We start from the raw sequence: 12,623 nt of genomic DNA, 5'->3' as shown, positions 1-12,623 counted from the left end.
TGAAACGAAAGGATATTATCGCTTAGCGCCGCCAGTTGAAGTGGTTGCGATAGACCTTCACCACCCGGCCGTTGCGTTCGTTGACGAGCAGCAGGTCGTTATAGTGGCGGACATAGGTCAAGTTGCGACCGGCGCGCGGCACACCCCAGCGGCTGTCCCAGGCCGGGCGATAGCTGGGGGCGTAATAGTTCGGGCGGAGCGTCGCGCCGACACGGAACTGCTGATAGCGGAACGGCGCGCGATAGTTCGAATAGCGGCGATCCTGGCGCCAGTCGCGCTGGCTTTCGCGCAGGTCCTGACGTGCGTCGCGGACGTCGCGCTGGGCATCGCGAACATCGCCACGGTCGCCGCGGCGCTGGGCGTCGCGAAGGTCGCGCTGCTCTTCACGCAGTTCCTTGCGGTCGTTGCGGATCTCGCGGGTCTGTGCCTGCGCCACGGCAGGGACCATCATCGCGGCGATCAGGCCGGCGGTGAGAAATTTGCTCTTCATGTTGCCATTCCTTTCAATCGGTCAGGGGGGAGGGGATCTGCCCGATGACAAGAATGGAATAGGCGAGGCCGTTTGAACGGAGGCGGAATGCGCCGTTTATTTTCAGGACATTAGTGTCGCAATTTGTCGCCGCTGAACGACGAAACGGCGCCGTCTTGCGACGGCGCCGTGCAACTTTTCCGGTTTTGAGCCTTAAACCAGCTCGACAGCCACTGCGGTCGCTTCGCCGCCGCCGATGCAGAGGCTCGCGATGCCGCGCGTCTTGCCGTGGCGCTGGAGCGCCGCGATCAGCGTCGTGATGATGCGCGTGCCGCTGGCGCCGATCGGGTGGCCGAGCGCGGTCGCGCCGCCGTGGACGTTGATCTTCTCATGCGGGATGCCAAGGTCGTGCATCGCGAACATCGCGACGCACGCGAAGGCTTCGTTGACTTCGAACAGGTCGACGTCGGCGATGCTCCAGCCGGCCTTGGCCAGCACCTTGTTGATCGCGCCGACAGGGGCGACGGTGAAGTCCTTGGGTTCCTGCGCGTGCGCGGCGTGCGCGACGAGCTTCGCGACGGGCTTCGCGCCCTTCGCCTCGGCGACCGACTGGCGGCTCAGCACGACCGCGGCGGCGCCGTCCGAAATCGACGAGCTGGTCGCGGCCGTGATCGTGCCGTCCTTGGCAAAAGCGGGCTTCAGCGTCGGGATCTTGTCGGGCATCGCCTTGCTGGGGGCTTCGTCGGTGTCGACGACGACATCGCCCTTGCGCCCCGAAATCGTCACCGGTGCGATCTCGTTGGCGAAGGCGCCGTCGGCGATCGCACTCTTCGCGCGGCTCAGCGATTCGAGCGTATAGTCGTCCTGCGACTGGCGGCTGAGCTGGTACGCGTCGGCGGTGTCCTGCGCGAAGGTGCCCATCGCGCGGCCGGCCTCATAGGCGTCTTCGAGGCCGTCGAGGAACATATGGTCATAGGCGGTGTCGTGACCGATGCGCGCACCCGAACGGTGCTTCTTGAGCAGGTACGGCGCGTTGGTCATCGATTCCATGCCGCCCGCGACGATCAGGTCGACGCTGCCCGCGGCGAGTGCTTCGGCGCCCATGATCACGGTCTGCATGCCCGAACCGCACACCTTGTTGACCGTGGTCGCCTGCACCGACTTGGGCAGGCCCGCCTTGATCGCGGCCTGGCGCGCCGGCGCCTGGCCGAGGCCGGCGGGAAGCACGCAGCCCATATAGATGCGCTCGATATCGTCGCCCGACACGCCCGCGCGCTCGACCGCCGCCTTGACCGCGGTCGCGCCGAGATCGGTCGCACTCGCGTCCGACAGGCTGCCCTGCATGCTGCCCATCGGGGTGCGCGCATAGGAAAGGAAAACGACGGGATCGGTGGCGGTCATATCGAGAGACTCCGTAGGGGAAAGATACGTCGGCGGGTCGCTTAGCGGTTTTGCTGCACTTGCGAAAGAGGCCGGGAAGAGATGGGTAGCCGGTTTCAACTTGCAACCCGCCGCGTGGCGTGAAAAAACGGCCGCCACACAAGGGATAGGGGAGACGGGTCATGGCGACGGCGATCAAGGATGTTGCGGGCGAAACCGCGCGGATGCACGAGATACTCGCGGCGCAGAAAGCGAGCTTTACCGCGGCGATGCCCGAAAGCCTTGCCGTGCGCACCGACCGCATCGACCGCGCGATCGCGCTGCTCGTCGACAATGCCGAGGATTTCGCCAAGGCGGTGAGCGAGGATTTCGGTCACCGCAGCCGCGAACAGACGCTGATGACCGACATCATGCCGTCGGTGAGCGCGCTCAAACATGCGAAGAAGCATATGGCCGCCTGGTCGAAGGGCGAGAAGCGCAAGCCGACCTTTCCGCTCGGGCTGCTCGGTGCGAAGGCAGAGGTCGTCTACCAGCCGAAGGGCGTCGTCGGCGTCGTCAGCCCGTGGAATTTCCCTGTCGGCATGGTCTTCGTTCCGATGGCGGGCATCCTCGCCGCGGGTAACCGCGCGATGATCAAGCCGAGCGAGTTTACCGAGAATGTGTCGGCGCTGATGGCGCGGCTGGTGCCCGACTATTTCGACGAGAGCGAGATGGCGGTGTTCACCGGCGACGCCGAGGTCGGGGTCGCCTTCTCGAAACTCGCCTTCGACCATATGATCTTCACGGGCGCCACCAGCGTCGGCAAGCATATCATGCGCGCCGCCGCCGATAACCTTGTTCCCGTCACGCTCGAGCTCGGCGGCAAGTCGCCGACCTTCATCGGGCGAAGCGCGAACAAGGACCTCGTCGGCCAGCGCGTCGCGCTCGGCAAGATGATGAATGCGGGCCAGATCTGCCTCGCGCCCGATTACCTTCTTGTCGCCGAGGATCAGGAAGGCGAGGTGATCGACAGCGTCACCAAGGGCGCGGCGGCGCTGTATCCGACCCTGCTCGCCAACGACGATTACACGTCGGTGGTGAACACGCGCAATTACGACCGGCTGCAATCCTATCTCGCCGACGCACGCGCGAAGGGCGCCGAGGTGATCGAGGTCAATCCGGGTGGTGAGGATTTCGCGAGTTCGAACGGCCACAAGATGCCGCTCCATATCGTCCGCAACCCGACCGACGACATGAAGGTGATGCAGGAGGAAATCTTCGGCCCGATCCTGCCGGTGAAAACCTACAAGACGATCGACGATGCGATCGATTATGTGAACGCGAACGACCGCCCGCTCGGCCTTTATTATTTCGGGCAGGACAAGAGCGAGGAGGACCGCGTGCTCACGCGCACCATCTCGGGCGGCGTGACGGTCAATGATGTGCTGTTCCACAATGCGATGGAGGATCTGCCCTTTGGCGGGGTCGGCCCGTCGGGGATGGGCAATTATCACGGCGTCGACGGTTTCCGCACCTTCAGCCACGCACGCGCCGTCTATCGCCAGCCGAAGCTCGATGTCGCGGGGCTTGCGGGCTTCAAGCCGCCCTATGGCAAGGCGACCGCCAAGACGCTGGCGAAAGAACTCAAGAAATAGTCCGCGAAGGACGCGCCGCGATCGACTGGACCGGACATCTTGCGATCGACGATTTCGTCGCGTGCTGGACCGGGTCGGTGGGCGATTCCGTGCTGCACCGGCATTTCGCCGCGCAGGCGGTGTTTACGCCGACGCCCGCCATGGTCCGCTATGCCGACGGGCGGGTGGCCGAAGGGCGCTGCCTGCTTATCGAGCCGAATGTCGCGCACCGGCTGGAGGCCTGCGGGCAGGCGGAGATATTTTTCGTCGAACCGACCGGACGCGCGCAACCGTCGCGGCCCTTGCGCGAACGCATATGTGCCGCCCTTCCGCCGGGGCGGATCGGGCCGGGCTTCTGGCGCGACTGGATCGACAGGCCGGGACAGCGGCCCATCGATCCCCGGATTGCGCTGGCGGCTGCGTCGCTCGATGCGCGCCTCGCCGGCGGCGCCGTCCGGCTGGCGGATATCGCCGGGCAGACCGGCCTGTCCGTAGGGCGGCTGCGCCATCTTTTTGCCGCCGAGTTCGGCACGCCATTCCGGCGCTATGTGCTCTGGCGACGCCTTCGCGCGGCGATCATGGCGCTGCAGGCCGGCGAGGGGCTGACCGGCGCGGCACACGACGCGGGCTTCGCCGACGCCGCGCATCTGGCGCGCACGATCAAGCGAATGTTCGGCATCCGGGCCGGCGACGCCTTCTAACGATATCCGCAGCCGCTTCGTTCAATCGCCGCGGGGTTCATGCCGCTAGAACAGGCGCATGACGACGACATCGAAGGATTTCGTGCCCGCGCTCGGCAGGGCTGGCAATATCGATCGCTATGATCGGGTCATCGCGCTGATGACCCGGGAAAGGCGGTGGCGCGGCGCGTTGATCGAGCTGATCGACCCGCAGCCCGGCGAACGGATCGTCGATATCGGCTGCGGAACGGGGACGCTGGCCATCGCGCTCTGGCAAAAGATGCCGGACGCAGGGGTGACCGGCGTCGATCCCGACCCCGACGTGCTGGCGATCGCCCGGGCAAAGGCCGCGGCGGCGGCCGCGCCGGTAAGCTGGATCCATGCGATGGGCGATGCACTCGACGATATTCCGCATCTCGCCGGGTGCGACCGCATCACGTCCAGCCTTGTGCTCCATCAGTGCCCGGTCGCAGTGAAATCGTCGATCCTTCGCCAGAAATGGCGACTGCTTCGGCCCGGCGGGCAAATGTTCATTGCCGATTATGGCGAGCAGCGCTCCGCCCTGATGCGCCTGCTGTTCCGTCAGGTGCAGATGATCGACGGCTTCGAACTAACCGAGCCCAATGCCAAGGGCTGTTTGCCGGGCCTGATCGAAGCAGCAGGATTCGAGGCGGTCTCCGAGCGGTCGGTGATCGCCACCCCGACTGGCTCGATATCGCTCTACAGCGCCGTAAAGCCCGGCTGACGAAGAAATTGCTTGGCAAGATGCGGCGCTTCGCCCTAGGGGAAGCGCCGCGCTTTTCGCGCCCGTGATTTTGTGCCCCTGTGGTGAAATTGGTAGACGCGCTCGACTCAAAATCGAGTTCCGCAAGGAGTGCTGGTTCGAGTCCGGCCAGGGGCACCACCCACCCTGAAACAATCATAAGCCCGCGCCGTTAGCGCAATATTTTCTGATAGCGCGGGTCGAGATTGATCGCTCGGCTTTCGTCGGCTTCCGCGCGTCGAAGGTCGCCATTCTCGCGCAGGATGAGGCTGCGGTTATAATAAGCGCGCGCCGATTTCGGGGCATATTTCACCGCCTGGTCGAGGTCGGCGATCGCGCGTGCGCGGTCGCCCTGCCGCTCGTAGGCGATGCCGCGGTTGAGATAGGCGACCGACAGATCGGGCGCGAGGGCGATTGCGCGATCGAATGCGGCGATCGCTTCGTCGAAATTGCCGGCCCACGCCTCTTTCAGGCCGTCGGCGAGATGGGCGTCGGCGCGGCTCTGGACATCCTTTGTGCCTTTGTTCGCCATCTTCCGGCACCGCGTCAGCGTCTGGCTGGGGTCGTTGACGGTGCAGGCGTTCCAGTCACCGCGCGCCGGCTTGCCCCGCGGTGCGATCATGGCGCCGGTCACGACGATCGATCCGGCCTCGTCGCGCGGCGCCTCTTCGGCCGAGAAGGCGGTAACGGGGGAGGCCTGCTCGAGCGCGGGGCGCGGGACGCGGGCGCCGGACACCACCAGTTCGCCGTCGGACCGGGCTGAGCGCCCGGCGACCATCGGCGAAGGCGGGGGCGGCGGGGGCGCGGGCGGGGCGAGCCGGGCGGGTTCCGCAGGACGGGGCGCGGGGACGGTCCCTGCCTCGGGCACCGCGGTGGACGTCGAAACAGCCCGGGCGACAGCGGGCGGCGGCGAAGGCGTCGTCGCGGTATCGGTTGGGGCGGCCGCTTCGGCGGTGGCAGGCGGCGCAGCGTCGCGCGGGGCAGGGGTGGCCTGTTCGGCGGGGGCGTCGGGCCGGAAATCGATTGTCCACGCGACGGGAAGGCCGATCGCGGCGACGAGCGCGGCGGTAACGAGCGCGGTCGCCTGCGGACGGCGTATGTTCGCCCACCAGCCGGTGGGCCGCGCGGCCGGTTGTGCCGCGCGATCAGGCGCGGCCTGGCCGGCGCCGCCGAAACGCGCCATCGCTTCGCCGATCGCGGCCTCACGGCGCTTCGGTGACGGCGGGGGCGGATGCGGCAGCGCAGCCATGATATCGTCGTCGGGCATCGGCATGTCTTATACGCACAAAATCGTGCCGGTCGAATGGCACGATGATGGTCTGTCATATTCGGCGGGGGACGGCCGCGCGGTGTCGGCGCGCCGCCGTCCCTCCTCGCCGGGTCAGCGGTTCAGCCGCGCCATCGCGCCCGCGCTCTTGGCGGCGCGCACGAGTTGGACCAGCTCGTTGCGATAGCCGAAATCGTCTGTGCCGCGCGATGCGCCGACGATGGTCAGCACATCGTCATAGGTCATCGATCCGTTGTGGCGCCCGCCGCGAAGCAGCTCGGCAAAGGCCGCGACCCCGGTCGCGAAGCGCGCGTCCTGCGGCGCGTCGGCAAAGCGCGCAAACTCGACGCGGCGGTCGATCAGCGTCGAGATCAGCTCGCTGCGATCCGATTTCGGCAATTTGTACCGGATCTTCACAAAGCCATATTCGCTCGACAGCGCGGCGGCGCCGGAACGCGGCGCGGGGGTGCTGTAGCGGAGGTCGCCCATCGTGCGCGCGCCACCGACCGGAACGATCTCGTATAGCGCGGTGACCGTCTGGCCCGACCCGACATCGCCCGCGTCGACCTTGTCATTGTCGAAGTCGTCGCGATTGAGCATCCGCGTTTCATAGCCGATCAGCCGGTATTCGGCGACCGTTGCGGGGTTGAACTCGACCTGAATCTTCACATCCTTGGCGATCGGAAACAGCGTCGAGGTCGCTTCGGTGACCAGCGTCTTGCGCGCCTCGCCCAGCGTGTCGATGTAAGCCGCCGCGCCATTGCCATTCTGCGCCAGCGTCTGCATCAGCGCGTCATTGTAATTGCCCATGCCGAAGCCGAGGACCGAGAGGAAAATGCCCTTGCCGCGCTGGCGTTCTATATAGCCCTTGAGTTCGTCCTGGTTGGTGATGCCGACGTTGAAGTCGCCGTCGGTCGCCAGCAGGACGCGGTTGACGCCGTTCGGGTCGAGATTCTGCTCGGCCAGCGCATAGGCCTGACGAATGCCCTCGGCGCCCGCGGTGCTGCCGCCCGCGCCGAGCTGGTCGATCACCGACAAGATCCTGGTCTTCTGGCTGGCGGGCGTCGGTTCGAGCGCAGTACCCGCGCTTCCAGCATAGGTCACGATCGCCACCCGGTCGTCGCCGTCGAGCTGGTCGAGCAGCAGCGCCAGCGACTGCTTGACCAGCGGCAGCTTGTTCGGCGCGTCCATCGAACCCGACGTGTCGATCAGGAAAACGAGGTTGGCGCGCGACCGCGCCGCACGCTCGACCGAATAGCCCTTGATCCCGACGCGGACAAGTTTGCGCCCCGCCGACCAGGGGCTGGGGAAGACCGCGACATTCGATGTGAAAGGCTGTTGCGCGGTACGCGGCGCGGCATAGTCATAGGGGAAATAGTTGATCAGCTCTTCGGTCCGTACCGCGGCAGGTTGCGGCAGGACATTGCGGTTCAACGAAGCGCGGACGAAGGAATAGGAGGCGGTGTCGACGTCGATCGAAAAGGTCGAAACCGGCTCGTCGCGCGCGATCCGGAACGGATTTTCCTGCGTCGCAGTGAATTTGTCGCGGCCGACGTCCTGATAATAGGGGCGCTGGAGGTCGGGGTGCGGCGCGCGAACGAGGGTTCCCGTGACGACCCTCGGCGAGGGCGGCGGCGGCGGTGCGGCGATCTCGTCCGAGCTGAACGCGGTGATCGCCAATGGCGTGTCGTACTGCGGCTGGGGAACGCGTGTGGCGGTGACGACGATCGACGAATCCGCCTCGGCGGCTTCGGCGCGTTGCCCGGTCGCACCGGTTTCGGACGATGGCGATGCGACATCGGGGCTGGCGGGCTGCGAGCAGGCGGCGACGAGTGTGATCGACAGCCCTGTGGTGAGCGTCAGGCAGAAACGGGACATGGAGGCCTCCCTGGAAAACAGCGGTGCAAGATCGCCCGCATGTTACTGGGATGCGCGTCGCGGGATTTTCCTTGGCGGCCTTACGAAAAAAAGTTCACGCAGGCCCGATCCTCAGTCGGTTGTCTCCGTTCTGGCGCCGAGCAAGCGGCGCACCTCGTGCATCCGCCACGACACGGTCGCTTCGGCGATGCCCAGTATTTCGGCGGCTTCGGCGTGCGTCAGCTGCTGGTCCGCGACGAGGATCGCGGTGTCGCGCAGGTCGGGCTTCAGCCGCGATATGGCGCTCCTGATCCAGACTTCGTCGTAAAGGTCGCGGCCGTCGGGTGACCGCATCAGCCCGGCCATTACCGCCAGCCGGTCGGTGAAGGCCGAAAAGGTGCGGCGGCGACGCCGCGATGCGCGGCAGGCGTTGAAGACGATGCTGCAAAGCCAGGTCGAGAATTTGGCGTCGCCGCGAAAATCGGCGAGCTTTTCGGCGAGGACGCAGCAGACATCCTGCGCGATGTCGTCGGCGTCGGTTCGCGATCCGGTCATCTGCCAGGCGAGGCCGTGGATGCGATCATAATGCCGCCGCAAAAGCCGTTCGAACGCGCCGCGATCGCCCGCGATCGCCGCCCGAACATCGGCTTGATCATCGTCGGCCATCGGTCAGGATCGGGCGCGCGTGATATCGGGAAACTCTTGCGGCCGGGGCGTGTGCAGAATGTCCTTCCCCCGACAAGCCGATCCTCCATATCCCGCCATTGCGATGGTTTGTGCCTCATTTGACCGGCGAACACCATCGCATAGTGCCGCCGATCGCGGGTGGCGGCGCCCGCTTTCCGACGCCTCGTGCCACCGGTTCGATTTCATCCTTAATGCCGGCGCTACGACGTCGTTAAATTACGCAAAATGCGAAACTTGTCCGCGCTTCGGCCGAAGTCGGCCGGGGGTTCGAGAAACGACGGTTGAGGCCATGTTAACGATCGCGTGCGACATGATTGAATAATAAGCATAATTCTGCTATCCGGTTTGAATAGATTTTGAGTATTTTGCAGTATTTTTCGGGACATACTGCTCCGTACGACGCTGCTTCGATAAGGTAGACGACATGAACCAACATCGCCTCTCCGATCCGGCAGGGGAGCAGGAGGCCGCCGCCGATCGCCGCGGCGGCGATCGTTATCGCACCGTATGGCGGATCGCCAAGGTCGTGCGGAACGGCGATGCGGGCCTGTGGCGCGTGCGCAATATGTCCGACCGCGGCATGATGCTGGCGGCCGATGTCCCGATCACCGTCGGCGAAAAGCTGGAGATCGCGCTGTCCGATACGGTGGTGATCCGCGGCGAGGTCGTGTGGTCGGAGGCCGGACGGTGCGGCGTCGCGTTCGAAGAGGAAGTCGATGTCGCCGATGTCCTGAAGCAACTCGCGGCCGAGCAGCGTGCCACGGGTTATCGCCAGCCGCGGCTGCCCGTCCGGACGCAGGCGCAGGCGGTAACCGACGAAAACACGAGCAGCATCGAACTCGTCGATATGTCACAGAACGGCGCGGGTTTTATCCACGATGGCCACCTGGAAGTCGGGAAAGAATTCGACCTCGTCCTCGCGGGCGGGATCAAGCGCCGGGCGATCGTGCGCTGGTCGCGTGCCGGGCGCGGCGGCCTGTGGCTGACCCAGCCGCTCGACCGCGCCGACCTCGAAAGCATCCACCGCTTCGAAAGCTGACCTTATGATGCGCCGCGGACGATCTTTGCCCAGGGGTTGAGATCGGGTTCGGCGATTTTCGTCAGCCGGTTGTGGTCGCGGTGTTGGAACAATTCGTCGCGGCCCTTCACCATCAGCATCGTGTCGGAGATATAGCTCCACGATCCGTCGTCGTGGAAGTCGACCGTCAATTCGTAACTGTCGGTGCGGAAGGCGAGGTCGAGGAAGGTCGTCGAGCAGATGCCATATTCGGTTTGCCCGCGCTCCGCCTTCACGACGAGCTTTTTGTCACCCGGTTTGGCGTGTCCTGCCGCGATCGCGATCTGTCCGCGCGGGATCGCCAGCGTCTGGAGGATCAGTCCGGTCGCCGCTTCATAGAGCCAGTAACCGACCTGGTCGTGGAAGGTGATATCTTCCTCGCGCGTGTTGATGTGGACGTGATAGCGCAGCCCGTAGAATAGCTGCGGCCCGTTCGCCTGCGGGTCGATCGGCTGCATTTCGATCCGCTCATAATATTTGCGCGTTTCGGGGCCGTCGGCCTTCGGGTTCACATCGACGCCGCGTTCGCCTTCCCAAACACCGGCGAGGCGCAGCAGCGGGCCGAGGTTGGCGAGCGTTTCGGGATCGACGTCTTCGGGTTCGGTGAAGATGTCGTCGGGTAGTTCCATGTTTCGCCCCCAGTTTCCTGTCAGATATCCTCGACGAGCCGCCCGTAAAGCTGCGGCCGGCGATCGCGAAAGAAGCCCATCCCCGCGCGGTGCTTCGCCGCGCGATCGAGGTCGATCGTCGCGACGAGCACCCCCGTTTCGCTTGCGCCGAACGCCTGCGTCATATCGCCCCATTCGTCGGTGATGAAGCTGTGGCCATAGAAATGGGCGTCGCCCTCGGTCCCGATGCGGTTCGACGCGATCACCGGCATGCAGTTCGACACCGCATGGCCCTGCATCGCGCGGCGCCACATGCGGCTGGTGTCGAGATCGGCGTCATAGGGTTCGGACCCGATCGCGGTCGGGTAGAAGAGCAGCTCGGCGCCCATCAGCGCCATCGCGCGCGCGCATTCGGGATACCATTGATCCCAGCAGACGCCGACGCCGATCCGCGTGCCGAAGACGTCCCAGACCTTGAAGCCGGTGTTGCCGGGACGGAAATAATATTTTTCCTCATAGCCGGGGCCGTCGGGAATATGGCTCTTGCGGTAGGTCCCCATGATCGCGCCGTCGGCGCCGATCATCGCGAGCGTATTGTAATAATGCGGTCCGTCCTTCTCGAAATAGCTCGTCGGGATCGCGACCTTCAGCTTCGCGGCGAGCGCCTGCATCGCGACGACACTCGGATGCTCGGCGGTCGGGCGGGCGCTGGCGAACAGCTCCTCGTCCTCGACCTGGCAGAAATAGGGACCTTCGAACAGTTCGGGCGGCAGGATCACCTGCGCCCCCTTTGCAGCCGCTTCCTCGACGAGCGCGGTGACGGCATCGATATTCGGCTGGACGGGGCCGGGCAGGGGAAGCTGCAACGCGGCGACGGTGATGGTGCGGGTCATATCAGTGGGTCTCAAACAGGTTCAGTCAGGCATACGCCAACGAACGCGATTCGCGTAATAGAACTCCTTGGGCTTGCCGGATTCATCCTTTGCAGGATTGAACCGAGCCCGCCTCATAATGAGGTCGCAGGTCGCCGTATCAAGGGCCGGATGCCCCGCTGATTTGGTGACACGGCATTCCTTCGGTTTGCCGTCGGTCCCCACCAAAACGCTGAACTCGGCGTCACCCTGCGCTCCGACTCTTCGGGCGGCGTCAGGATAATCATCGTTGGTTTCCCATCTCTGGGCCATTGCAAAGGTCGGCATCAGCGAGAAGGTGACGACAGCGACGATGCAGGCGGCGGGGTTCAACTTTCGCATCATTTCGGCATCTGCTGGCTCGAGCAATGGAAGCTGCCGCCGCCGACGATGATCCCGCGCGCGCGCACGCCAACCGCGCGGCGATCGGGGAAGAGCGCGGCGAGCGTATCGACCGCCGCCTGATCGTTCGCGGCGCCATAAGTCGGGACGACGACCGTGCTGTTGCCGATATAGAAGTTCATATAGCTCGCCGCCGCGATCTCGCCGTCGATCTCGATGCGGCCGGGCGAGGGGAGGTCGACGATCTCGACCCCGCCGAACGCCGCGGTGCGCGCGCGGGCGTCGGCGTAGATATGCGCATTGGGGTCGTCCGGGCCCGCCGCGACGGGCAGCGCAAGGCGCCCTTCGCCGACGAAGCGCGCGAGATTGTCGACATGGCCGTCGGTATGGTCGCCGACGAGGCCGTCCCCAAGCCACAGCAGCCGGTCGATGCCGAGCGACTGGTGAAGCCGCACCGCAATATCCTCGCGCGTCAGCGTCGGGTTGCGGTTCACGTTGAGCAGGCACTCTTCGGTGGTGACGCAGAGGCCGGTGCCGTCGACGTCGATCCCGCCGCCTTCGAGCACCCAGTCCTGATCGTCGACCGGCAGGCCGCTTTCGCGTGCGAGTGCGGCGCCGACTTCCTGGTCGCCCGGCATGACGAATTTCTCGCCCCACCAGTTGAATTCGAAATTGCGCGCGCGGCGGGCGGCGCCCGTCCCGGCGATGATCGGCCCGGTGTCGCGCAGCCAGATGTCGCCGAGCGGCTGGACGAGGATGCGCACGCCGGGGTCGACGAGCTTCGCGGCGACGTCGGCTTGCCGTTCATCGTTGACGACAAGCCGCACCTCTTCGCCGCGGCCGCCGTCATGGACGGCGTTGGCGAAAGCGGCGACGTCGCGCCGCCCGGCATCGATCTGTCCCGACCATTCCTCGGCGAGGTGCGGGAAACCGATCCAGACGGCGTCGTGCGGCGCCCATTCTGCGGGCATTCTAAGCGTCATGGGCGC

At 65.5% G+C, this 12,623-nt stretch carries 13 protein-coding genes and 1 tRNA gene; 5 read left to right on the top strand and 9 right to left on the bottom strand.

Annotated elements, in window-relative coordinates:
* Positions 1 to 22: 22 nt before the first annotated feature.
* A complete protein-coding gene (locus ACIPPQ_RS07935; RefSeq protein WP_446543589.1) occupies positions 23 to 490 on the bottom strand; it encodes a hypothetical protein in 468 nt (155 codons plus the stop codon).
* Positions 491 to 682: 192 nt separating this feature from the next.
* A complete protein-coding gene (locus ACIPPQ_RS07930) occupies positions 683 to 1,870 on the bottom strand; it encodes an acetyl-CoA C-acyltransferase (protein WP_446543588.1) in 1,188 nt (395 codons plus the stop codon).
* A gap of 161 nt (positions 1,871 to 2,031) precedes the next feature.
* Between ACIPPQ_RS07930 and ACIPPQ_RS07925 the strand changes: the two genes are divergently transcribed.
* The 4 genes from ACIPPQ_RS07925 to ACIPPQ_RS07910 all read left to right on the top strand — a co-directional run bounded on the left by ACIPPQ_RS07925 (position 2,032) and on the right by ACIPPQ_RS07910 (position 5,046).
* On the top strand, positions 2,032 to 3,483 hold the full coding sequence (locus ACIPPQ_RS07925; RefSeq protein WP_446543587.1) for a coniferyl aldehyde dehydrogenase: 1,452 nt from the start codon (positions 2,032 to 2,034) through the stop codon (positions 3,481 to 3,483).
* Between the two features lie 77 nt (positions 3,484 to 3,560).
* A complete protein-coding gene (locus ACIPPQ_RS07920; RefSeq protein WP_446543586.1) occupies positions 3,561 to 4,163 on the top strand; it encodes a helix-turn-helix transcriptional regulator in 603 nt (200 codons plus the stop codon).
* 58 nt (positions 4,164 to 4,221) lie between these two features.
* Positions 4,222 to 4,887: a class I SAM-dependent methyltransferase gene (locus tag ACIPPQ_RS07915; RefSeq protein WP_446543585.1), complete on the top strand. Its 666-nt coding sequence runs from the start codon at positions 4,222 to 4,224 to the stop codon at positions 4,885 to 4,887.
* Positions 4,888 to 4,961: 74 nt separating this feature from the next.
* A tRNA-Leu gene (locus tag ACIPPQ_RS07910) sits at positions 4,962 to 5,046 on the top strand.
* 31 nt (positions 5,047 to 5,077) lie between these two features.
* Here ACIPPQ_RS07910 and ACIPPQ_RS07905 read toward each other — a convergent pair.
* The 3 genes from ACIPPQ_RS07905 to ACIPPQ_RS07895 all read right to left on the bottom strand — a co-directional run bounded on the left by ACIPPQ_RS07905 (position 5,078) and on the right by ACIPPQ_RS07895 (position 8,695).
* Entirely contained in the window at positions 5,078 to 6,172 is a 1,095-nt protein-coding gene (locus tag ACIPPQ_RS07905; RefSeq protein WP_446543584.1) for a tetratricopeptide repeat protein, read from the bottom strand.
* A gap of 114 nt (positions 6,173 to 6,286) precedes the next feature.
* Positions 6,287 to 8,050: a vWA domain-containing protein gene (locus ACIPPQ_RS07900; RefSeq protein ID WP_446543583.1), complete on the bottom strand. Its 1,764-nt coding sequence runs from the start codon at positions 8,048 to 8,050 to the stop codon at positions 6,287 to 6,289.
* A 111-nt stretch (positions 8,051 to 8,161) separates the two neighbouring features.
* The gene (locus ACIPPQ_RS07895) at positions 8,162 to 8,695 is read right to left on the bottom strand and encodes an RNA polymerase sigma factor (RefSeq protein ID WP_446543582.1); all 534 of its coding nucleotides are present in this window, start codon (positions 8,693 to 8,695) and stop codon (positions 8,162 to 8,164) included.
* Positions 8,696 to 9,140: 445 nt separating this feature from the next.
* Between ACIPPQ_RS07895 and ACIPPQ_RS07890 the strand changes: the two genes are divergently transcribed.
* Positions 9,141 to 9,755 carry a PilZ domain-containing protein gene (locus ACIPPQ_RS07890; protein ID WP_446543581.1) on the top strand — a complete coding sequence of 205 codons (615 nt, stop codon included), beginning with the start codon at positions 9,141 to 9,143 and terminating at the stop codon, positions 9,753 to 9,755.
* A gap of 2 nt (positions 9,756 to 9,757) precedes the next feature.
* Here the strand turns inward: ACIPPQ_RS07890 and ACIPPQ_RS07885 are convergent, their stop codons facing one another.
* The 4 genes from ACIPPQ_RS07885 to ACIPPQ_RS07870 are packed head-to-tail and all read right to left on the bottom strand — an operon-like array spanning position 9,758 to position 12,617.
* Positions 9,758 to 10,402, bottom strand: a complete 645-nt coding sequence (locus ACIPPQ_RS07885) for an FABP family protein (RefSeq protein WP_446543580.1) — start codon at positions 10,400 to 10,402, stop codon at positions 9,758 to 9,760.
* A 20-nt stretch (positions 10,403 to 10,422) separates the two neighbouring features.
* Positions 10,423 to 11,274: an N-carbamoylputrescine amidase gene (gene aguB, locus ACIPPQ_RS07880; protein ID WP_446543579.1), complete on the bottom strand. Its 852-nt coding sequence runs from the start codon at positions 11,272 to 11,274 to the stop codon at positions 10,423 to 10,425.
* Positions 11,275 to 11,295: 21 nt separating this feature from the next.
* Positions 11,296 to 11,625, bottom strand: a complete 330-nt coding sequence (locus ACIPPQ_RS07875; protein ID WP_446543578.1) for an energy transducer TonB — start codon at positions 11,623 to 11,625, stop codon at positions 11,296 to 11,298.
* 8 nt (positions 11,626 to 11,633) lie between these two features.
* Positions 11,634 to 12,617, bottom strand: a complete 984-nt coding sequence (locus ACIPPQ_RS07870) for an agmatine deiminase family protein (protein ID WP_446543577.1) — start codon at positions 12,615 to 12,617, stop codon at positions 11,634 to 11,636.
* Between the last annotated feature and the right edge of the window lie 6 nt (positions 12,618 to 12,623).

The organism is Sphingopyxis sp. LARHCG72, from assembly GCF_052871675.1.
This window is presented reverse-complemented; position numbering and strand designations above follow the sequence as displayed.